Origin of the sequence: Dorea hominis (genome assembly GCF_014287705.1) — a bacterium.
Classification (GTDB): Bacteria; Bacillota; Clostridia; order Lachnospirales; family Lachnospiraceae; genus Dorea_D; species Dorea_D hominis.
Map to the genome: position 1 here is coordinate 119,169 of NZ_JACOOY010000004.1, position 22,576 is coordinate 141,744.

Consider the following 22,576-nt stretch of genomic DNA (forward strand, 5'->3'; position numbering starts at 1 on the left):
TGTCTTTCGGCCGCCATTGTGGGTTATGCGATTGCCTTGAGGTAAATGAAAAGGGATAGGATCGCGGTAATCGCTTCCGTGATCCAAAACGCATTCCAGACACCAACTGCTCCGAAAAGCCTGCTGAGTAAAAGTGCAACCGGAATGATAAGCACTACATACCGACAAAGGGAAATCAATAATGAAGGTGTGCCTTTTCCAAGTCCCTCCAATGCGCCGGAAGATGTAACGGAAACCGCAGAAACGATAAACCCAGCACCGATGATACGCAGGGCCGTTTCCCCGGCTTGAATCGTTGCTTCTGTGTGGGTAAACAGTCCCATAAGCTGGCTGGGGATCAGAAGGCATATCACTGTTCCAAGTACCATAATGATACCGCTCATGCACAAGACGATCTTATAAATCTGACTGACCCTTTTGTTCTCGCCTGCGCCGTAGTTATAGCCGATCAGGGGGCGCATTCCCTGTACAACGCCATTCGCCGGCAGATAGATGAAAGTCTGTAATTTGTAATAGATTCCCAAAACCAAAATATACACTTCAGAATATGCTGCTAAAATAGCATTGAGCGCCGAAATCAAAAGAGACGGAAGCGCAAGATTCAAGGTGGCAGGAATGCCGATTGAATATAGCTTCCATACCATTCCTTTTCCGGGCAGAATGTGCTGTCTGCGAATATGTACGCGGATTGGCCGCACAAAATAAACAACCAGATAAATCGCCAGCGTCAGAGCTTGCCCGATGCCGGTTGCCAGCGCAGCACCTTCGATTCCCATTGCCGGGAATGGGCCATAGCCAAAAATCAGAATGGGGTCGAAGACAATGTTTGTGATGCACCCACACATCAGGCTTATCATGGTTGTTTTCATATTTCCTACTGCCTGGAATATTTTCTCGAATGTTACACCAACAATGATAACCAATGTAAAAGCGAATGCAACAACACAATAGCGAACGCCAAGTTCAATCACTGTCTCGGATGAAGTGAACATTCCTAAAAAAGCTGGCATCATTGCGATACAGCAGACTGTCATGACAACGCCATGAATCACGGCAAGCACAAGCCCCTGCGTAGCAACCCGATCCGCTTCCCTGTTATCTCCAGCACCCAGATAGAAGGCGATGACTGCGTTTATTCCAATGCCAAATCCAATTCCGACAGCATTGATGACATTTTGAACCGGGTAAACCAGGGATAATGCCGTCATAGCTTCCTCGCTGATCTGCGAGACGAAAAAGCTGTCGATAATGTTGTATAGGGAATTGACCATCATGGAAAGCACCATGGGTAGTGCCATAGACAGCATCAGCGGCAGTACCGGCTTTTCTTTCATAAAAGTTTCATTCATTCGTGATTGCCTCCAGTGTTTCTTTTTTTCTGCCTGCTCGAAAGATCAGAAACGCCAGAACGAATGTTGCCGTTTCTGTCACAGGGAAGGACAGCCAGATTCCTGTTATCTTCAGGAGTTTTTCCAGGCCCCGCATGAATGGAATGAGCAGCAGAAACTGCCGCAGCAGCTGGATCAGCATACTTGGAATGACCTGTTCTGTGGCCTGGAGATAGGTGGAGATCATGGTAGACCATCCGCAGAATAGGTAACTGACCGACATAATCCGCATTGCGGATATTCCAAAGGAGCGCATGGCTTCCGACGCCGTAAATAATCCCAAAAGCTGCGCCGGAAAGAGAATTATGGTCAATGTTCCCAGTATCATCATACCGGAGACCAAAGCGGTTCCGTGTCGGAAGGCGGAGTGCAGCCTCTCTCTGTTGCTCGCACCGTAGTTAAACCGCATAATAGGCAAACAGCCCTGGATCAAGCCGTTCACCGTCATAACGATCAACTGCTGTACCTTAAAATACGCACCGAAGAAAGCGATTGCCGTATTGGAATAGGCGACCAGAAAAAAGTTTACAAAAGTCACCATAAAAGAACTAAGGGCATTCATAATGAAAGACGGTAGTCCAAGAGCGAAAATACGACCAATCAGCCACTTTTGCAAATGAAATCCTTTGATCTTGATCTGCACTTTCTGCTTCTTTCCCAGCAGCAAGGCAAATGCCAAAATCATGGATAACAAATAGCCCGCAACAGTAGCCACTGCAGCACCACGGATTCCCATAGCCGGAAAAACACCAATACCAAAAATTAGAAGTGGGTCGAATATAAAATTAACGACCACTCCTGCAATCTGGAACCACATGGGAGCAACCATGTTCCCGGTAGCCTGTATCATCTTCTGGATTGCGATATGCACCATATTGGGAATTTGCATGAACGAACATACGCTCATATAGGCAATACTCAGCTGATAAATTTCTTCATTATTGGTGAATGCCCCAAAGTAGGATTTCATAATCAATAATGACAGAAGATTGAACAAAGCACCAATTCCAAAGGCCAGTAACAATCCATGTGTGACGGTGGTATTTGCCTCATCCTGCTTTTTCTCCCCAAGATACCCTGCAATCAGTACATTCACGCCGACACCGATCCAGATAGACGCCGCATTCATCAGTGTTGTAATCGGGAATGACAGAGAAACAGCTGTTAGTGCATTCTCACTCAACCGCGCTATAAACGCACTGTCTATCATATTATAGGAATATTGCAGGAACATGGAGATTAGCGGCGGCATCGACATTTGCCAAATGAGCCTTCCAACAGGAGCAACCGCCATTTTATTATTGGTCTGCATACTTTCCCTCCTCTCCACAAATTGTCCGGTGCAAAAAAATGCGCCGGACAGCGGAACATTACATCCGAACAATATTGTTTTGTTTGCGTGCTGCGGGCTGACCGGCTTCCTGGGCCGGATACCCCAATGCAATTGCCCCGACGCTAAGCCCGTACACTATGGCGCGTCTTGATAAGAGACAAAAAAATATTTTCCATACAGATATAGTCCGCCATTCTGCTAACACTTCCGAGATACGGACAACAAAAAAAGCCACACAACTATCACAAGATAGCTGTGTGGCAAAAAGATGACCGAATCCGGAAAAGTCCACCAAAATTTTACGCTTGATATTATAGCAAACTTGAAGTAGACTGTCAAGCATCAATAATTCTTGAGTTTCCGCATTTTTAAACTTCTGTTTTCTCTACCGATATCTCTCTGGTTAATGCCTAAAATTGTCTGATACAGGCTTATTTCGACTTCTTACTAACCATGGATTTGTTTTTAATACTTTTCCTGCCCAGTCACCACAGCTTGTCATTTGCTCAATCATCGGTTTTTGCATATCTGTATGATGGTCAAGCAAAATCAAAGAAATTTTCTGTTTAATCAATGTCGTCATGATGCCTGTTACATAGTGATAATTTCCAGAATCCCAAAAATGAATTCCATGAATGCCATAGGGCGCAATTCTCGCTCTGATTTCTTCTGCACGTTTGGAACAATATAAATCACATTCCGTAATATCAGAACAGTCCATCCAATGCACTTTATCATTCTTTGGAATCTTCTCGTCACAATATACATGTGAAAAATCTAAAATCAGATGATTTGTTGTCATATTTCATTTCCCCTTGCCTTCATCTCACAATCTAATGTTTCAAGCTATCGTTTTACAGATCCGTGTATTCCATTTCTCTTTTTTTCGTTCGCATTCCCATTCTCTCATAAAATCTCTCTGCTGAAGTATTTCCTGTCCATACATTCAATGTCACTTCATAGCACCCCCGTTGCTTTGCTTCGTTTTTTACATATTCAAACAGCCTTTCACCAATATGCTGCCCCCGCACTTCTTGATCAACACATAAATCATCGATATAGAACGACTTAAACGGCACCATATTATTTGAAACAGGCTGCTCCTGTAATTGGCAAAATGCATACCCTACACAAACATCGGCTTCATCCACCGCAACATATATTGGCTTTTCTTCATTTTTTAAAAGCTCTCTCAATTCGTCTATCGTATATTTTGTTGTACCTGGGATAAAAATATCAGGTCTTATATCTGCATGAATTTGCAGTACCTGTTCTAATAACTTTAAAATTCTCGGAATATCTTTTTCTTTTGCGTCTCTGATCATCATTTTCTCTCCTCCATCAACATCTCCTGATACCTGGCAGTCTCATACGCTTTAATTCTTTCCACCACCGGTTTCAATCTATCATCTGTAATCCGCTCCAATATCCTCATCCGCTTCGGCGATATACCTTCCTCTGACTTACACATCTCATAATCTTCCGTTTCCATATGCCAGTAATGAAATTCTCCTTTATAATACCGTGATAGCTTCTGTGCAATCAGTATACCTTCCGGATCCAGATCTACTGATTTCACGAAATTTGCAGGTGAATCTGGAATATAAACAAGAGAAAAAATTTTTTCAACTCCATTTGGTCTTTTCAACTGCCCACAAAGCCTTTATTCATGGGCTTTTTCTGCAATTTTTCAAGCTATTCAAACTTGGCAAGCTCAAAGAATAAGTTTGACAACATTTATTTTGAGAACACTGCATCATTTCTGGAAAGAAGATACACACAATACTGATTCATACTGATACCTTCTCTCTGAGAATGTTCTGTCAGTGATCTGTGCAGGCTTCTCGGAATTCTCAATTTAAACTGTCCAGAATAGTTTTCCAGACTGTCTGGCTCATGAATCTCTACACCATTCTCTAATGCAGCTTCAATCCATGCTTTTTTTGCATCCAGTGCATTTGCTACCGCACTCTCCACTGTCTCACCACAAGTAATGCAACCAGGCAAATCCGGATAAGAAACTACAAATCCGCCTTCATCCTTGTCTTCCACAATTTCCATACGATAGGACATTGCCATATAATCATTCAGCATCTTCATCATTCTTCGCCTCGCTTTCTACAATCTGCCTTATCATTTCTACATATACTTTCTTGATTGGTTCATGCTTTGGTATTGTAATTGGCATACACCATTGCTTTCTGAAAGTGAATGACTGCTTCCACTTCTTGGTGCATTCATTTCGTATCCGTAGCTTTCCAATACCTCCCATTTACATTATATATGGTGTCATATATGGTGTCAATATTCTATTGTTCATTCCAAAATATTTCATTTTACTTCTATTTCATAACCATCTAAAAACTGTCTGCAAAATCCAGTGCTGCATCCATATCAGTTTCTTTCTCCCAGTCCAGATTATCTTCTGCGATCTCTCCATCCGTTTTCTCCATTGTTAGTGTTCTGTCCGGCAGATTACTTTCTCCTACCGATTCTTTTACAAACGGTACAAGCATTTCCATATTCTCATAATCATACCTCATACTTTCTTGACTTTTATTTTTGACTTTGTCCCAAATTCGGAAAAAACTTATATCTGTATCAGCTAAAATGTTGATACATAAAAAAGGGCAGTCAGTGTAAAAAAGCAAAATTTTATGTACTCTGGCAGCTAGCTTTGTTATTTCTCCTGCTCTGGTAACATTTCTTTTTGCTTATTTTGCCCTAAATGCCCTTAATTCCCTGATTCATATTTAATTTTAACTGTTTATAATCTATATCTGTTTCTTCAAAAGGTATTCTTTCTTCTGAATCTACAAGACAAAAATCTTCTTCCTCCTGTTATCTATTCCACTGCCAAGTCTGGCTCATAGAATCGAGTGGCTTAAACTGCGGTCGGCTCTGATAACAATTTCAGTGCCACAACCTATGACATCTAATCCACAGCCTAAACCCTACCGCTTTTTTCGACCATCCACTTTTTCTCCAGTCAGACTAAAAAGTAGATATGTTTCCATACAAGAAAACCGAGCTTTCCGCAAGGCTTCTCTGATGATACTAACCTCGCAAAAAGCCCGGAAATACGCCACTTTTCAGCTCTTATTTATCTTTTCTTGACAGCGAACAGACCGTCTCCACATGTATCGGTATCGGCTGGGGAACACATTTTCCCAACCACGTTACCGTCTGATGAGCACATTTTTTCAGTTACATTTTCATTCAATCGCTCTGCCTTATTCTGCTCCATTTATGACACCTTTTTCCCTTTCTGATTTGCTCTGTAGTCTGCTTTCGCATTATCTACCTTTAATGTCTGATTGCACTTAAGTACAAATGTCAGTTTATATGGTGTTGGATTACCTTCTGCATCATACCCACCAACAATTACCTTTTCTACAATGCTCTCAAACACGATTCTGTCAAATTCATCCAGGGCATTTTCATTTTCCAGTGTCTGTCGAAGCTGTGACATGCGCTTTCTTATATTCTTCTGCTGTCCGATATTCTCTTCCAGATAAGCCTTTTCTTCCGTAATCTGATGAAGTTTCCGCTGAAAACTCAGTTTCTTTTCATCATAATCTTCCTGTTCTATTTTACCATCAATCAGCAGATCTGTTAACCTACTTTTTTTTGATTCAATAGTGAAAATGTCTTTCCAAGAAGCACATCACCTTTATACTTCTCATTTTTAATCATTCCCATAACTCCATGGTCATGCCATTCCACCGTGCCACGCTTATTTTTAATCCCGAGTTCTACCAGCCGTTTGGCAATCGTGCCACATCCATTTTCCTGCAAATACATATCATATATGAGTCTGACTATTTCTGCTTCTGTTTCATTTACAGTAATTGTCTTTGTATCCTGATGATAATCATAACCAAAACAACCATTAAAGCCTACCAGTTCTCCACGTTTCATTTTCATCTGTAATCCCATTTTCACGTTACCGGAAAGAGATTCCACTCCAGGATACATGGGGTGTTCTGATGAGGAGAGATTCCTCTATAATAATGAGGTCGCATTCCACGACCTCATCACCTTCCTTTAAATCCAGATATTTGCTGTGAATTCCTTCTCTTTCAAGCATATCCAGACTTGCCTTCATAGCTGTAACCGGTGTCCTGACTTTCATACTCCTCAAATTTTTTACTATGGAAAAACCATCTATAATTAATATTTTTATCATAGTCTGTTTACGTTTCAAATCTCCATTTCGTAATTTTCCTACATTTACTATACTATCTATTTAAAAACTTGATAAGAATAAAATTATTCCTGTTTTGTTCTACACGAAAGACTTGTGCCATTCTACCCCACTTCCTTTCCAGACAAAAAAGACGCAAGCCACATTTCTATGACTCACGCCTTTCTGCATAACTTGTTTTACTATTATAAATACTGACTAAATTCCACTTTTTCTTTATTTGGTCCTTCAATCGTAAAGAATTTAACTCCGTTTTCCCAGAAAGGCAGGAAATGTACGGTATCTTTCGTTGTATTTAAACCAGCCTCACTGATCATTTCATACACTTTCTCAATATCTTTTACATCGATTGCAATATGGTCAATCGCACCGTCTTCCATTTTAGCAGCCTTATTCTCATATGTCTCGATTACAAGTGTATTCAATTTTAAAAAAGCTACCTTCTCGTCTGCCCCTTCATTTACTGTCTGGAAGGCAACCTCAAATCCCAGTGTCTCATAAAAACGAATGGTTTTTTCAATATCATTTGTTGGAATTCCAACATGCTGAATTCCATTCAACTGTTCTTTTAACTTCATTTCCATTTTGAATCCTCCAATCTCTCTTCTACCTGTGAAAGCTTCGGCATAGCCGGGATTGCCCCTTTTTTCTCCACGCAAAGACTCGCCACTGCATTTCCAAACAGGGCATACTCTGCTAGTTCTTTCTGAGTCAGTTCATCTAATTGTTTATCCGACTGACTGATCTTATATAAGAAGCCACCCCAAAACGAATCACCTGCTCCATTGGTATCAGCCACATGCTCTACCGTAAATCCCGGAACCATGCATCCGCCTTCTTTATTGTAAATATAAGCTCCATTTCCACCAAGAGTAACAGCTATGATTTTTACACCCTGACGATACAATTCCTCAACTGCTTCCATCATATTCTGATATCCTGTCAAAAGTTCTATTTCTTCATCAGAGATTTTCATGATATCGACATATGGAATCAGACTTCTCATATTCTCTATCGCTGTTTCTTCATTTTCCCACAGAGATGCCCTGTAATTTGGATCATAGGAAATAATGCTTCCCTTATTCTTTGCTCTTTTTACCGCATAGAATGTGGTATCTCTCGCTGGCTGTTCTGTAAGTGACAGCGAACCCACATGGAAAATATACGTCTGATCCAGAATATCAATATCCAACTCCTCTTTCTGAATCTTTGTATCTGCTCCCGGTTTTCTTGCAAAAGCAAATGTACGCTCACCGCTTTCACTCACTTCCACAAACGCCAGTGTCGTAAAATACTTATCATCCATAAGCATGCCTTTTATATCAACATTTTCTTTCTCTAATACAGAGCGCAGAAATTTCCCTTGCATATCATTTCCGGCTTTTCCGATAAATGCAGTATGTGCTCCCAGTCTTCCTGCCGCCACCGCTACATTTGCCGGTGCTCCTCCCGGGTTTCTCGCATACAGCATCTGTCCATCCTCATTTTTTCCCTGAGATGTAAAATCAATCAGAATCTCCCCAAAAGTTGTGATGTCATAGATTGACCGACAAACTGCATCGTTCGTATCCATCAGAAGTCCTGCCTCTAACAGTTTAAACAGAATCTCTTCACATTCCTTAGCATTATCTGTATGAACATGAAGTTCGCCCGTTTCAAAATCCGGCATACTCAAAACACCAAGCATAGATTTTGCATTTACCACATAACGTCCAGCGCATAATTCCGCATCATATGGAATTGCTTCCACAATGCTTACCAGCTTTCTTGCATTCTGCATTGTTCCCAAAACTACTTTTGCAATCATCTGTCTCCCCCTAAGCAAACAGGCTGATCACAATTGCACAGATCAGACCTGTAAGTCCTATAATCGTTTCCATCATTGTCCATGATTTCAATGTTGTCTTTTCATCTATCTCCAGCAGAGAACTTACCAGCCAGAAGCCAGAATCATTGACATGGCTGAATGCCGTAGCACCGCCGTTAATCGCACAGACCATAGCCGCCAGATAAACCGGAGATAATCCTGCAACTCCCGGCATAGCCGCCATAATTCCCGCTGCCATCGTCATAGCTACTACCGCCGCACCTACAGAGGCACGAATCAAGGCCGCAATCAGAAAAGCTACAAGTATCAGTGGAAGTCCACTTTTCTCAAGTGCAGGTCCAATGATATCGCCCATGCCGCAATCCTGTAAAATCCAGCGGATAATTCCTCCTCCAGTGATAACCAGAAGAATCTGACCTGTAGGACGAAGTGAACGGTCCATGATCTTCTTTAACTGTTCTCCATCATATCCCTGTCTTTTTCCAAGAAAATACATTGCAAATAATACTGCAATAATCAAGGCCACAAAAGGTGTTCCGAGGAATTCCAATACCGGACGTACTGCATCAATTCCCGGAACATAAGTGGAAATGGTACTCAGAAGGATCAAAACCAGCGGAACAAGAATGATACATAATACTGTAGAAAATGCCGGAAGATTTGCCTCCTCTTCCACCCTGACTTCCTGAATATTTGATGGAAGTCCTGTGCTAATACGACTGCCGATAAAATTTGACCACAAAATTCCGGCAAAGAGCAGGGAAAGGATTCCTACAGGTACACCTACTGCGATCATAACTCCCAGGTCAACATTCAGCATATTTGCAACAAGTACAGACCCGGCTGATGGCGGGATAAATGCAAAGCCTGTTGCAAGACCTGCCAGCAACGGAATTACATAACATAAGGTAGATTTCTTTGTTTTCTTTGCAAGCCCAAATGCCAGCGGAATCAAAATCACAACGCCTGCCTCAAAAAATACCGTAGTTCCAACTACCAGTCCTGTGATTCCAAGTGCGATTCCTGCCTTCTTTTCGCTGAATTTATTTACCAGTGTCTGTGCAACACACTGCGCACCACCCGATACTTCCAGAATTCCGCCAAACAAAGAACCCAGACCAATCAGTAACACGATTCCCTGCAGTGTTTCACCGGCACCCTTTTCTACTGTGCTGACCAGAGTTGGAACTGGCATTCCGGCTCCGAGCCCAATAAACAAAGCTGAAATCAACAGGGATAATACCGGGTGAATTTTAAATTTGATAATAAGCAGCAATAATAATACTATTCCGACTGCTGCCGCAATCAACAGCCTTGATGGCTCCGCCACAAATACCGCTTCTGTCATTTTCTTTTTCCTCCTGAACCTCTACTTCTATTACATTTTATATTCAAAAGTTTCTCAATCACTTCGAGTCCTCGGCATACTTACATAATTTTGTAAGACGCCGATTTTTTCATTATCACTATACCTGCAATTAGCCAACATATTTATGTATTGTTGCTCTTACAGCCCCAGGTCCTGCGAGCATTTCGCGGAACATTTCTTCAATCTTTTCACCAACTCCATCTTTGTAAAGGTCAGTGAAGAACAGACGCTCATTGGAAAGGATCGGTTTGAGCTGATCTTTGAATGTCTCCGTTTTTCCTACTACGATATCCTTAAACTGTTCCTGAAGTTCCTCGTTCATTGGGTCTGGTGCAAGTTCAAATTTATTTCCTTCATCATCCACACCAAGCATATATCTAAGCCATCCTGCGATTCCCAAAGGAATAGCTGTCAGTCTGGAGGCGTCTCCGAATTTCGCTACATATGCTTTAATTGTCTCACCGAATCGGATACCAACCATCTGAGATACATCTACGGCCAAACGAAGGTTTGTATCTCCCAGATACTCATTCGGGAAACGCTCATTAAAAAGTTCATCCACAAATGCCTGCGGAGAAAGGATTCCCGGGTTTGCGACTACCGGAAGACCTTCATCATAAGCAATCATGCGCGCCATCTTCATCATATCTTCGTTTGTGTTCAGCATATGCGCAAACAGATCATATCCAAGAACCACACCCAGCGGACCTGTTGCAGAATGTACAGGGTTCAGACATACTGTTACTTTCATACGCTCAGAAAGGTTAACCGTATTTCTGTCAGCCATATATACACCGAAACCTTTCTCCAGAGCCGGACGGCCGTTCGGGAAGTTATCTTCAATTACGAGATACTGCGGTTTCTCTGCATTAACAAATGGTGCAATATATGTTTTCTTACTTGTGATAACCGGCTGCATATTCTCAACGCCAAGATTCTCAAGGTCCGCTGCAATCTGCTCGCTTGGACGAGGTGTGATCTTATCGATCATCGTCCATGGGAACGCAACAATTTTCTCATCACTTACATAATTTACGAATCCTTCATCTACGAATCCGACTTTCTTCCACTCTTCTGTCATAGTCAGTACAGATTCACGAAGTTTCGCACCATTCTGTGAGCAGTTATCCATGGAAACCAGAGCAATTGGATATCTGCCTGCTTTATATCTTTCATAAAGCATCGCAACCAGAACTGCCATTGCACCTGTTGCTTTATCCGGACCATTTTTGATATCAGCTTCTACAAACGGAAACCATGTCCCGTCAGCTTTTTGTAATGCGTAACCTTTCTCTGTGATTGTAAAGGAAACCATCTGCAGGGATTTGCTAGTAAAGATTTCTTTCAGCCGATTCCAGTGTGCCGGGTCTGAAGACTGTGCTTTTACTGCTTCTGCAAGAGCTCCTATTACTTTGTATTCACGTGTTCCATCACCATGCAGGATTACGCTTAATCCCAGGTTGTCATATGGATCATAAATCTTGTCTACTACATCATAATCAAAAGTCTCTATACATGTAATGCCACGGTTAAGCACGCCCTCTTCCAGAAGGCCGTCAGCAATACCACCGATAAATACACGGAAAATATTTCCAATTCCAAAATGTACCCAACCAGGTTCTTTCTTCGCTTTCTCAGAAACAGCCTCTACGTCATAACCTGGCAGAGTGATTCCGGCCTTTTCCCATGCTTCCTGTTCTTTGATTCCATTCAGTGATAATTTCATGATATATCCTCCTTGTTTTCTTTTTGTTATGTTTTAAACTTACGCTTATATCTTAACTGTAAGTCGAGTATATATCCTCCCTATATAAAAGTCTATTGACAAAAAGTATAATTTTTTCAATCTTATTTTGTGTATTTTTACCAGTTATATTGACCATTACTGTTCTTATTATCGTTATTGCATTTTCATTTTCTATATACTACAATATACATAAAGCTAGAACTTAACTCTATCTATAACAATTCAGGAAATAATATAATCCAGAAAATCTGGCAAGTTTTTGCGCTCTGCCAGACTATATCAAATATATAATTTATAAAACAGCTACCATAACAGAATCAGGAGAATCTTATGAGTGAAAAAGGTTTAACCAATATCAGCGTAAAAAAAATAAACAGATCAAAAGTTTATCAATACATCTACAGAAAAAAAATAACATCCAAGCGCCAGATCGTTCAGGATTTACAGATGGGATTGTCCACCGTAAGCCAGAATCTGAACCTGTTAGAGCAGGATGGCTTAATAGAAAAAAATGGATATTTCGAATCCACCGGCGGAAGAAAAGCAAATGCGATTCAGATTGTATCTGACTTCAGAATTTCCATTGGCATTGGTATTTTAAAGAATATGTTCCATATCACTGCCGTTGACCTGTACGGAAATGCACTCTATACCAATACCATTCCATTTCCATATTCCAACACGCCGGATTACTATAAGCAGGTCACCGATAAAATCAAAGAATTCATTGCCACAAATCAGTATGATGAAGAAAAGATACTTGGTGTTTCCATCGCTACACAAGGAATCACCTCCCCTGATCACTCTACTGTGCTGTATGGAAATATCATGAACAATACAGGCATGATACTGGAGGACTTTTCCCGTTATCTGCCTTATCCATGTTATTTGGAACATGATTCAAAGTCTGCTGCCTTTCTGGAATTATGGAAACACCCAGAACTTGACAGCGCCGTTGTCTTTCTACTGAATCGTAATCTCGGAGGCGCTATCATCACAAACCACCAGATTCATCAGGGAAGTTCTATGCACAGCGGCACGATCGAACATATCTGTATTAATCCAGATGGACCGCTCTGTTATTGCGGAAACCGCGGCTGTCTGGAAACTTACTGTTCCGCCAACGCTCTGGAACAGGCTGCCGGTATGAATATAAAAGACTTTTTCTCTCTTTTACGCGAAAAAAAATCTCCCCAGCTTACACAAATCTGGAAAGATTATCTCCATCACCTGGCCTTTGCCATGAAAAACCTTAATTTAATTATTGATGCGCCTATTATCATCAGTGGTTATCTGGCACCATATTTTTTAGAGGACGACATTGCCTACCTGACTAAACATATCAATGTTTCCTCACCATTCGCATTAAACAAAGAGCACATTTTTGTTGGCACAAATGGACAATACACTCCTGCTATCGGGGCTGCATTGTTCTATGTAAATCAATTTATACATTCAATATAATAAATATTACGCTGCATAATCTTATTCGTATACCGTCAGTTCTTTATGAACATTACCGAATTGTTAGTTGAAAATGATATTCTCTTCGTGGATCTCACATGGCTAAAGTCACATGCTCCTCGGTCGCTTTAAGCGACAAGGCTAAATATCGGCGGATACGCCTGTAACTTAGGATATGCGCAGTCATGCGCCTTTTTCCATGCCAGATATGGCAGATTCCCACACCACAGGTAGTCCGCTGTATATCTGCCTGTGTTTATGCTACTCTTAAGAGTTCCATTTCTGAAAATAGTTCTTTTAAGTCGGTATTGAAACGTTTTTTAGGTTCCGTGATCACTGCCAGTTCATCCCATGTCTGGGCATAGATCTCAATCAGGCAGCTGACCGCAGAACGATAAATATCCAGTGTCTGGCGGATCGGGATATTCTGTTTCGCAGTTCTACGTCATAACTGGATATAATCTTCATATCTGCTTCTTAACCTTCCTATACTCATACTGACGTAAGTTTACTGTTATTTTTCTTCAGAATTAAACAGTTCACTTAAGGTTTCCGCATCTTCCTGCAGTACCTTCAACACATACTTGTCAAAGTGTCTCGCATCCTGTGTCGAAGAACCAAATTCATAGGTTTCCTGCCCATAATCCATAACATCAAACCCCGGAGTTGCTTTACTGGTTCCTGTTGTTTCTGTGGCAGTTCCGTTTTCTGTCTGAGTCTGCGCTGCTGCTTTTGTTACTTCCGCAGCTCCTTCCACATATTGTCCATACATTTCATCAACATAAAGTGTCAGTGATTCCCCAAAAATTTCAGACGGAACATGTCCACCATCCCACTTTCATTCCAGTCTGACATCTGTTCCGCTGTTAAGCCATGCAATCTGCATGTTCATAGAAGCAAATAGCGACATATCACCTTCGGATGCACCCATTACAATTCTGGTCCATGTCGAGCTTTCTGTATCTTCATCTCCAATATAGTTGATTGGATTATACAGGTCTACAATATTATTTCCGTATTTGTCACCATCCTCGATAGAGGCGATATCACTTTCATAAGATTCCACCATTTCGTTTCCATCCGGATCATTTCCATCTGGCATTCCGCCTCCTGGACCTGCATTTTGTCCGGATTCTCCTTTTGCATATCGTCCTTCCAGAAATGCCTGCAGCTTTAATCAACCTGCAGCGACCGGATACCAACTCTCCGGTCGCTGTTTTTCTTATTTCTACTATCGTTATAGGATGAACCCCAGGGTTCATTTTCTCTTGTTATCTATCCCCTAGTGTCAACCCTGCATTATGGACCAGTTTCCACAAAGTCATTACTTCACATAAAAAGAAAGGCTTTCCAGTAACTAATCGTACTCACTAACGATAGCTCTCTGAAAAGCCTTTAATTTACCACATTATTCTTACTTGCCTGGGTTCACCTTTGACATCAATACAACCGTCTCAACGGTACTTTCGTTATCCCAACAAAGTTCCTGTGTCTCCCTGTCTCCAAAATACACCGGAAAACGGAACTTTATGTGCTTCAGGAATCTGCCATCTGGCTGCTCCTGCTCGTAAATGTCCACCTGTTCCACAAAGCTGTTAAGAAATTCTTTCTTCTCCAGGTCGGTGAACTTATCATATAGTTTATCAAAAAATAAAAGAAATTGATAGACGTTTTCTTCTGATATTTTCTGTTGCCGGATATTCAACAGGCGGTTCTTGACTTCCTCTATACTGTTCTCCACGCCTTCAATCTCATCATACAAACGGTATAACCTTGTCTCCATATCCTGATATTTCTTCTCATAAAATTTATCCATGATATCCAGACTGTCCATCTGCTGTCTGTACAATTTTTTTCACTTTAATCACCTATCCTTATTTTAACTGTGTTCCATCCTTAAAAGCATTTCCCACACGTTCTCCAAGTCGGTAATATCCGTGATGTACCGGGTCATATGTAATTGGTGTAAATTTACTAAGATCAATTTCTCCGTCATCACCGAGATATTTCTCATCTACACTTACATTTTTAATTTCCGCAAGATACTTGCTGCCATCAATGACTTTTACAAGTTCACACTCAAGAGTCAATGGAAGTTCATTGATGATTGGTGCATTTACAAATTCACCTTTCGTTGTAGTAAAGCCTGCTTTTTTCATCTTATCTGCTTCTTTATTTGCAGAAACAATTCCCACATAATCGCAGGCAACCAGATGTTCAAGATCTGCCACCCCTACTGTAAAAGCCTTATTTTTTATAATATTGTCTGTTGTCTTATGGGCAGACAAATCTACAATAATCTCATTTGCACCTACAATTCCGCCCCATGCAGCGTTCATTGCATTTGCCTTTCCATTTTCATCATAGGTTCCCAGAATCATAACCGGCTGTGGATATAAAAATGGCTTTGCTCCAAAATTTTTTCTCATTGTTTTATTTCTCCTTATGGTTATTTGTTTATATCAGTATTTATCTGCCCAATCCATTCTGTAATCACCTCTTCTGAAGTTTCCAGATGATCTTTTCCTTTGGAATCAAACTGAATCTGCATTTCATGTGCAAAGGCAGCTCCTTTGCAATTTTCCTCCATATCTTTTATAACATGCCCCGGCCATCCACCATTTGTCATAAATGGAATCACTGTCTTTCCTGTAAAATCATTTGTTGTCAAAAATGTAAGCACTGCAGGTGCCATCGTATACCACCACGTTGGAGTTCCGATAGCAATCACATCATAATCAGCAAGATTTACAGATATCGGATTGATCTGAGGCATAAAGCCTGCCTCTACCTCTCTTTTTCCCTGTTCAACCACATCTTCATGACTGCCGCTGTATGGCTCTGTTGTTTCGATTCTCGTAATATCTGCACCTGTCCCATTAGTCAGCTGCTCTGCAATTCTTTTCGTGTTTCCATTTGACCAGGAATAATATACAACTAACATTTTCTTCATTATCTCTATTCTCCTTTACTTATTTTAACCCCTGTAAACAGATAGATATAACCCACCATGACTACCGCCAAGAAAGCCACTATTACCTCGATGGTTATCTTTTTCCTTATTTTCATTGCTCACCTCTTTTATTTCTTCTGTATTTTTGAACCTCCAAACACCTGCGACATCGGAATATGGGCAAGCATCTCATCAATAGATTTTACTTCATCCTGAGTCAGCTTTATATCTGCTGATTCCATATTTTCTTCCAGTCTATTTACTTTTCTTGTTCCCGGAATTGGTACGATATATGGTTTCTTTGCAAGCATCCATGCAAGAGAAATCTGTGCAGGCGTGGCATTTTTTTCTTCTGCAATCACTTTCATCCAGGACATAAATTCATTATTTTCCTTTAATCCTTCTTCTGTAAACTGTGGCATTGCGCTTCGATAATCTCCCGGCTTTTCAAATTCCCCATGGGAATGATATGCTGCTGTCAGTAATCCATTTGCAAGCGGCGAAAATGCAACAAATCCTATTTTCAATTCTTCAAGCACCGGGAATAATTTCTCATAATCCCTGTACATCATGGAATATCTGTTCTGAATCGCTGTAACCGGGCATACTTTATGTGCACGTCGAATAATCTCTTCACTGGCTTCTGATACCCCCCAGTGTGTGATTTTTCCCTGCTCCATTAACTCCTTCATAGCTCCTGCCGTCTCTTCAATCGGTACAGTCATGTCAATACGATGAATATAATATAAATCAAGATGGTCTGTGTTAAGTCTCATTAAAGATCCCTCAATCGATGCTTTAATCGTCTCCGGTCGTCCATCAGGAATCAAAGGTTTATTTACAGTTGTTGCAGTTTCATCAAAACGTATCCCACACTTTGATGCAAGGACAATTTTGTTTCTATATGGCCTTAACACTTCCCCAAGCAGTTTTTCATTGTGATGAGGGTCTTCTGTTGTTCCGTATATCTCTGCCGTATCAAAAAATGTGCAGCCTTCATCGATCGCTTTTTCAATCAATTCTTCTGCTTCTTTCTGTGTTGAAACAGTTCCATATGCATGACTCATTCCCATACATCCAAATCCGATTTCTGATACTTCTAAGTCTCTTCCTAAAATTCTTATCTCCATCTTTATCTTCCTTTTCTATATTTCAAACTTTACTGTAAGTATAAGAAAAAGAGACTCCGGACAGAAGTCTCTCTTTGTTAGGCAGTTTAAACCTAAAGGTTATGTCTTACTTATTACGATTCCTCCAAATATTTTTATATTCTTTTATAATCCAAGACTGTCTATCCATGAACTGATATCTGATTCAGACGCTCCACCATGGAATCGTTCCCCTTCTTTCCAGTCACCTGTTCCTGTCATCTCTTCCAGAAGATTACCGCTGTCACCGATTCCCGAGGTCGCTGCTGTACAGAATGGGATGACTGTTTTTCCTGTAAAGTCATTCTCTTTTACAAAGTTATCTACTGGCCATGCTGCAATTCCCCACCAGATAGGATAGCCAATGTATACCGTATCATATGAATCCCAGTTATCAACTGTTGTAGATACCAGTTCCACATCTCTTAAGCTCTCATCATCATGTTCTCTTGACACCCGGCTGTCATCATCTGTCCAGTCAAGGTCATCATCTGTATATGGCTCCACAGGCTCTATTTCAAACAGATCTGCCTCTGTAATTTTTGCTATCTTTTCAGCAACATCTTTTGTATTTCCTGAAGCTGAATAATATACACCCAATGTTTTTTCATTTCCAGACTGGTTTGTACTTGCAGACTGGCTGTCATTATTAGAAGCAGACTGGTTTGTATTGCTTGCTCCACATCCTGCCATCAAACCGATTGCCATGATGCATGTTAAGAGTACTGCTGCTATTTTCTTTGTTTTCATTCTAAGGTCACCTCCTGTCGTATAAAATGTTTGTCACGCTAATTTCTATCGGATGAAATTGGTAAATACAAAATCCGGTGCCTTTGGCATTTCAATTCCCATTTTTGTCGCAACATTTTTACAGTTAATGAAATATGCCATATTGTTTCCAAGGATCTGCATAACCTGCATTCCTTCGAGATCCTGTTTTACTTCATCCGGATTCGTCCCATGTACCATATTCCAATATCTCGATGTAATGATCGGCATCTGCATCAGACCAAAATATTTATTTACCTGGTCCCATGTAGCCGTTGTTCCGGCCCTTCTTGCTGAAATTACCACAGCGGCAGGTTTCAGGCGGAATCTGTCGCCGCCACCGTTTAAATCGGCATAAAAGACTCTGTCCATAAAGGATGTGATTGCACCGCCTGCACCACCCCAGTGTACCGGAGTTCCAAATACGAATCCGTCATAATCCCCTGCTATTTCCAGAAATTCATTCACGATATCATCCAGGATGCATTTATTTTTTTCCTGACATTTTCTGCAGGCAATACATCCTGAAATCGGCTTGTTTCCAATCCAAAAAATATCTGTACTTATGCCATTTTCATTTAATGCACTGGATACTTCACAAAGAGCTGTATAAGTACAGCCATTTTTGTGTGGACTGCCATTGACAAGTAATACTTTCATTGATTTTTCCTCTTATGCTTACCAGTTCTTTTTTTCTTTTGAACTGTCATTATTCTTTTTTCTTTCCTCAACCATCTTCACGAACCATTCCACCATATTCGGATCCTGATGCGAGAAGAAGGAGCTTGTCTTCTTGTCCAGTTCTGCAATAGTCTTCATATCTTCATCAGAAAGTGTGAAATCAAAAACATTAAAGTTTTCTTCCATTCTCTCAATGTGTGTTGATTTCGGAATAACCACTACCCCTCTCTGAATATGCCAGCGAAGCATAACCTGTGCCGGAGTCTTCTGATATTTTTCTGCAATCTCTGCGATGACAGGATTCTCAAAGGTGCCTCCTCTGCCCTCACCGAATGGTGCCCATGCTTCTAACCGGATATCATATTTGTCTGCCCATTCCTTCATCTCTTTCTGCTGATTGAAGATGTGGGTTTCCACCTGATTTACCATAGGTTTAATGCGGTTGAAGGATGCAAAATCAACCATTCTGTCTACATAAAAGTTGGAAATTCCGATTGCTCTGATTTTTCCCTCATCGTACAGATCTTCCAATGCATGGTAAGCACCGTAAGTATCTGAAAATGGCTGGTGAAGCAATACCAGATCCAGATAATCTGTCTTTAACTTTTTCATGGATTCAAGAACTGATTTCTTTGCTTCTTCATATCCATAATGTTCAACCCACACCTTTGTTGTAAGGAAGATTTCTTCTCTTGGAATGCCTGACTTTTGGATTGCATTCCCAACCTCTTCCTCATTAAAATAACTCTGTGCTGTATCAATCGCCCGGTATCCAACTTTTAAAGCATCAAGCACACATCTTTCACATTCCTCTTTTGTTACCTGATATACGCCATATCCCAGTATTGGCATTTTTACACCATTATTTAATGAAATATATTCCATTGTCGTATCCTCCTTGTTTTCTTTCATTCATCTTACATTCATACTATAATACTGATAGATTCCTTTGAGAAGTTTCGATAAGTTTTTCAGTCTTAACCTTTCGGTTTATTCTGGTTCTTACTGATTGAACAGCCATCCCATAATTTCTTTGTCACGACAAAACAGATAGCCACCGCCATGCTGATAAGTGACCGGTGTTCCTTCAAAGTAATCTTTATCTTTTACATCCAGTACCACCAGTTTATCAATCTCTGATTCCGATAATCCTTGTTCTTTGTAAAGCTCATGTATCTGCTGGTATGCCTCTTTAAAAGGTTCTGATCCATAGTATTCGTCGCTTTCGCCAATCACAAAATATACCGGCGTTTTCATCTCCACAACCGGCTCATATGCACCATCCCACTGAGAGCTGCACATAAGTGCCGCTGTATATAATTCCGGCTGCTTTGCCAATACCAGTGACAGGATTTCTCCTCCTCCGGAATAACCATTAATATATACTTTCGATGGATTAATAATATAATGCGTCAGAAAATACTGTGTCAGTTCAATTGTCTGATCTGCTGATGTCTGTCCCCAGTCATTTAACTGTGGAGCTACAATAATCATATCGGTAATATACTTCTGTGCTTCAAATCCAAAATCTTCTGTCCGGATATTTTCTCCCACGCCCTGAAAATATAATCCCTGATATCCGGGTAATGTTACATATAGTGCATATTCCTTTGTCCTGTCATATGCATCCGGAATATATACATTGTAATGAATGTCCCCTTCATTTGGAGAATGAAGAACATTATCCAGGAGGAAGCCCCGGTATTCTTCGCTTCCCGGCGTAACATTTTCCAATTCATCTCCGGATGTATTTTTTTCTGTATTTTCTTTTTTCTCATCTGTCTTCTGCTGTACGGTCTGTACCTGGTTTATTGTTTGTTGATTCTTCTTTTCATCCCTGCCGAGTTTTAAAAAGTAGATATATACCATGATTACCATTGCTAAAATAACAACTCCAATAATTGTAAGTACTAATTTCCGCTTTTCCATAAATACACCACCTTCTTTCAGTATGAACCTTTTCGGTTTCTCTTACCTGTTTTCTTTAGAAACACTCCACTATAATATCCAATAAATGCTATCAATATCATTACTGCCAGATAATCCAGCAGAAAAGGAAAGATCCCCTTTTCATAATCATAAAATATAAAATGCATCCTCATAATCAGATAATCTCCTATCTGTCTCCTGTAAAATGCATATAAACCATAACCTGCAATTGTGGTTGCGACAGATCTTGCTGCCCATGTTCTGATGACGGATAAATGTTCCCATAATCGTCCTACCATTGCTACCGCTATATTCCAATAAAATCCGAGATGTAATGACATCACCACCAGTCCCCAGTATGCGCAAAACATATGTATCTGTCTGGCTGTCATATATGTTCCGGAAATCTTTATCCATTTAAATATGTGATTTGACAATAATATTCCACTTATCATGGAACCCATTATAAGAATAAGCATGATGATAACCAGTACTGTCTGTATCACTCTGAACGCATTATATTTTCCTTACAGAGGTCACCCATTTATGATTCAGTATGTGATGTGAAATAAAAAGCACAAGCATCGCCATACCAATCCACTCATGTGCAATCTCGCTGAGCAGACTATATGGCATAAGAAGAAGCAAACATATCGTCATTCCTATATCTATCAATATTTTTGCTGTAAATCGTTTATTTTTCATATCCTACCTCTTATCTAAAGCATTCATATTGTCTTTATCTGCATATAGTATCCTCCCTTTTCACTTCAGCCAAAGTATAACAAAACGAGACTCCATTAGAAGTCTCGTTTTGTTATTCAGTATTAACCTTTAGGTTTCTACTCGCATGTATTCAATTTTTATTTTACCTTGTTAATAGCATTTATCAGCCGCTTAACCTTAATGGACGGTTTTTTCGAATGAAGAATTCCAAACGGCATAGTATAATCCCACTCTACTGGAATGATTCTGATCAGTGGATGAACACTTTCCCAGCTCTTGAATGCCAGTAATACCTCATTATTGTTTTCGCATCGGTTAAATGCTTCTACATTGTACAGATTAAAGTCTACAATATTGATTTCAGGATGATTTTTCATCATATCATCCCTTAGCATATCGCCATAATAACTCCATCCTCTTCGCATGAGCATAAGATTTTCTCCAGCCAGATCATCAAGTGTAATTTTTTCTTTTTTTGCAAGCCTGTGATGAATTGATACCGCCACACAAAATGGTTCTCTTGAAATCTCAGTGCCATCACAGCCTCTGAGTTCAAGCATTGTTTCATCAAAGATTCCAGCTATCACATCAATATTCTTTCCCATATTAGCCAGTATCTCTCTTGCATTCTCTGGTGTATTTTCAAATGTAATCAATTTAAACTTCATCTCCGGATATATTTTCTGTATCTTAGGCCAAAGTTCCACAAAAACTTCCGGTGGCGTCATCGGAGATATTCCAACACGAATGATTTCTTCATTATGATTCATTGCTTCCTGCGCCCGTATCAACGATTCTTTTGAATATTGAATCAGATATTTTGCATCCTGATAGAGCGATTTACCAGCTTCCGTAATAATAAGACCTCTGTGTGTTCTTTCAAATAATTGCAAATCTAAGCTGTTTTCCAAAGAATTTATCTGTTTAATAACCGCAGGTGCACTTATATATAATTCTTCTGCCGCTTTACTAAAACTTCCAGCTTCTACAACGCAGATAAATGTATCAAGTTGTGGATTATACATCATGTAATTC

Annotated in this window: 28 protein-coding genes and 2 pseudogenes; 1 reads left to right on the top strand and 29 read right to left on the bottom strand. The window is 40.3% G+C overall.

The genetic code is table 11. The features are described from left to right. Positions 1-23: 23 nt before the first annotated feature. The 16 genes and pseudogenes from H8S07_RS04240 to H8S07_RS04310 form a co-directional block, all read right to left on the bottom strand. Complete coding sequence (locus H8S07_RS04240; protein ID WP_186855491.1) at positions 24-1,349, bottom strand: MATE family efflux transporter; 1,326 nt, start codon at positions 1,347-1,349, stop codon at positions 24-26. Next, positions 1,342-2,700 (bottom strand): MATE family efflux transporter, encoded by a 1,359-nt coding sequence (locus tag H8S07_RS04245; RefSeq protein ID WP_186855492.1) that lies wholly within the window; start codon positions 2,698-2,700, stop codon positions 1,342-1,344. The genes H8S07_RS04240 and H8S07_RS04245 overlap by 8 nt, the downstream gene beginning before the upstream one ends. A gap of 424 nt (positions 2,701-3,124) precedes the next feature. Further along, complete coding sequence (locus H8S07_RS04250; protein ID WP_186855493.1) at positions 3,125-3,523, bottom strand: hypothetical protein; 399 nt, start codon at positions 3,521-3,523, stop codon at positions 3,125-3,127. A 52-nt stretch (positions 3,524-3,575) separates the two neighbouring features. Then, a complete protein-coding gene (locus tag H8S07_RS04255) occupies positions 3,576-4,049 on the bottom strand; it encodes a GNAT family N-acetyltransferase (protein WP_118661207.1) in 474 nt (157 codons plus the stop codon). Next, on the bottom strand, positions 4,046-4,300 hold the full coding sequence (locus H8S07_RS04260; RefSeq protein ID WP_186855494.1) for a DUF2399 domain-containing protein: 255 nt from the start codon (positions 4,298-4,300) through the stop codon (positions 4,046-4,048). Before H8S07_RS04260 ends, H8S07_RS04255 begins: the two co-directional genes overlap by 4 nt. Before the next feature lie 158 nt (positions 4,301-4,458). Continuing rightward, positions 4,459-4,821, bottom strand: coding sequence for a type II toxin-antitoxin system HicB family antitoxin (locus H8S07_RS04265; protein WP_186855553.1), 363 nt, complete (start codon positions 4,819-4,821; stop codon positions 4,459-4,461). Beyond that, positions 4,805-4,989 (bottom strand): annotated as a pseudogene (locus H8S07_RS14870) (toxin HicA); the annotation flags it as partial. The pseudogene H8S07_RS14870 and the gene H8S07_RS04265, both read right to left, overlap by 17 nt. Before the next feature lie 89 nt (positions 4,990-5,078). After that, complete coding sequence (locus H8S07_RS04275; protein ID WP_147366245.1) at positions 5,079-5,264, bottom strand: hypothetical protein; 186 nt, start codon at positions 5,262-5,264, stop codon at positions 5,079-5,081. A gap of 560 nt (positions 5,265-5,824) precedes the next feature. Continuing rightward, positions 5,825-5,968 carry a hypothetical protein gene (locus H8S07_RS04280; RefSeq protein ID WP_158580507.1) on the bottom strand — a complete coding sequence of 48 codons (144 nt, stop codon included), beginning with the start codon at positions 5,966-5,968 and terminating at the stop codon, positions 5,825-5,827. Continuing rightward, entirely contained in the window at positions 5,969-6,193 is a 225-nt protein-coding gene (locus H8S07_RS14375; protein WP_199692551.1) for a hypothetical protein, read from the bottom strand. Positions 6,194-6,336: 143 nt separating this feature from the next. Next, positions 6,337-6,648, bottom strand: coding sequence for a recombinase family protein (locus tag H8S07_RS14380; protein ID WP_243175964.1), 312 nt, complete (start codon positions 6,646-6,648; stop codon positions 6,337-6,339). Between the two features lie 19 nt (positions 6,649-6,667). Then, positions 6,668-6,856 (bottom strand): hypothetical protein, encoded by a 189-nt coding sequence (locus tag H8S07_RS04290; protein WP_186855495.1) that lies wholly within the window; start codon positions 6,854-6,856, stop codon positions 6,668-6,670. Between the two features lie 257 nt (positions 6,857-7,113). Continuing rightward, entirely contained in the window at positions 7,114-7,506 is a 393-nt protein-coding gene (locus tag H8S07_RS04295; RefSeq protein ID WP_118661226.1) for a VOC family protein, read from the bottom strand. Continuing rightward, a complete protein-coding gene (locus tag H8S07_RS04300; protein ID WP_186855496.1) occupies positions 7,503-8,735 on the bottom strand; it encodes a carbohydrate kinase family protein in 1,233 nt (410 codons plus the stop codon). The genes H8S07_RS04295 and H8S07_RS04300 overlap by 4 nt, the downstream gene beginning before the upstream one ends. A gap of 10 nt (positions 8,736-8,745) precedes the next feature. Beyond that, positions 8,746-10,104: a GntP family permease gene (locus H8S07_RS04305; RefSeq protein ID WP_186855497.1), complete on the bottom strand. Its 1,359-nt coding sequence runs from the start codon at positions 10,102-10,104 to the stop codon at positions 8,746-8,748. Positions 10,105-10,234: 130 nt separating this feature from the next. Further along, a complete protein-coding gene (locus H8S07_RS04310; RefSeq protein ID WP_118288047.1) occupies positions 10,235-11,851 on the bottom strand; it encodes a mannitol dehydrogenase family protein in 1,617 nt (538 codons plus the stop codon). 351 nt (positions 11,852-12,202) lie between these two features. On the opposite strand from H8S07_RS04310, the gene H8S07_RS04315 reads away from it, so the two are divergent. Next, positions 12,203-13,336: an ROK family transcriptional regulator gene (locus tag H8S07_RS04315; RefSeq protein ID WP_186855498.1), complete on the top strand. Its 1,134-nt coding sequence runs from the start codon at positions 12,203-12,205 to the stop codon at positions 13,334-13,336. Between the two features lie 514 nt (positions 13,337-13,850). Here the strand turns inward: H8S07_RS04315 and H8S07_RS04320 are convergent. The 13 genes and pseudogenes from H8S07_RS04320 to H8S07_RS04375 form a co-directional block, all read right to left on the bottom strand. Further along, the gene (locus H8S07_RS04320) at positions 13,851-14,108 is read right to left on the bottom strand and encodes a hypothetical protein (RefSeq protein WP_186855499.1); all 258 of its coding nucleotides are present in this window, start codon (positions 14,106-14,108) and stop codon (positions 13,851-13,853) included. A gap of 66 nt (positions 14,109-14,174) precedes the next feature. Next, positions 14,175-14,438, bottom strand: coding sequence for a hypothetical protein (locus tag H8S07_RS04325; RefSeq protein ID WP_186855500.1), 264 nt, complete (start codon positions 14,436-14,438; stop codon positions 14,175-14,177). Between the two features lie 312 nt (positions 14,439-14,750). Continuing rightward, positions 14,751-15,176, bottom strand: a pseudogene (locus H8S07_RS04330) (recombinase family protein); the annotation flags it as partial. Between the two features lie 34 nt (positions 15,177-15,210). Beyond that, positions 15,211-15,765 carry a flavin reductase family protein gene (locus H8S07_RS04335; RefSeq protein WP_186855501.1) on the bottom strand — a complete coding sequence of 185 codons (555 nt, stop codon included), beginning with the start codon at positions 15,763-15,765 and terminating at the stop codon, positions 15,211-15,213. 20 nt (positions 15,766-15,785) lie between these two features. Continuing rightward, positions 15,786-16,289: a flavodoxin gene (locus tag H8S07_RS04340; RefSeq protein ID WP_186855502.1), complete on the bottom strand. Its 504-nt coding sequence runs from the start codon at positions 16,287-16,289 to the stop codon at positions 15,786-15,788. Between the two features lie 128 nt (positions 16,290-16,417). After that, positions 16,418-17,419, bottom strand: coding sequence for an aldo/keto reductase (locus H8S07_RS04345; RefSeq protein WP_186855503.1), 1,002 nt, complete (start codon positions 17,417-17,419; stop codon positions 16,418-16,420). A 144-nt stretch (positions 17,420-17,563) separates the two neighbouring features. Beyond that, entirely contained in the window at positions 17,564-18,187 is a 624-nt protein-coding gene (locus tag H8S07_RS04350) for a flavodoxin (protein ID WP_186855504.1), read from the bottom strand. Between the two features lie 45 nt (positions 18,188-18,232). Then, positions 18,233-18,865, bottom strand: a complete 633-nt coding sequence (locus tag H8S07_RS04355; RefSeq protein WP_006427000.1) for a flavodoxin family protein — start codon at positions 18,863-18,865, stop codon at positions 18,233-18,235. Positions 18,866-18,883: 18 nt separating this feature from the next. Then, on the bottom strand, positions 18,884-19,771 hold the full coding sequence (locus H8S07_RS04360) for an aldo/keto reductase (protein ID WP_186855505.1): 888 nt from the start codon (positions 19,769-19,771) through the stop codon (positions 18,884-18,886). 117 nt (positions 19,772-19,888) lie between these two features. Next, complete coding sequence (locus tag H8S07_RS04365; protein WP_186855506.1) at positions 19,889-20,815, bottom strand: prolyl oligopeptidase family serine peptidase; 927 nt, start codon at positions 20,813-20,815, stop codon at positions 19,889-19,891. Positions 20,816-20,832: 17 nt separating this feature from the next. Further along, the gene (locus H8S07_RS14385) at positions 20,833-21,321 is read right to left on the bottom strand and encodes a DUF4405 domain-containing protein (protein WP_330598510.1); all 489 of its coding nucleotides are present in this window, start codon (positions 21,319-21,321) and stop codon (positions 20,833-20,835) included. Positions 21,322-21,331: 10 nt separating this feature from the next. Next, entirely contained in the window at positions 21,332-21,520 is a 189-nt protein-coding gene (locus H8S07_RS14390) for a hypothetical protein (RefSeq protein ID WP_243175965.1), read from the bottom strand. 158 nt (positions 21,521-21,678) lie between these two features. Next, on the bottom strand, positions 21,679-22,569 hold the full coding sequence (locus tag H8S07_RS04375; RefSeq protein WP_138376322.1) for a LysR family transcriptional regulator: 891 nt from the start codon (positions 22,567-22,569) through the stop codon (positions 21,679-21,681). Positions 22,570-22,576: the final 7 nt, after the last annotated feature.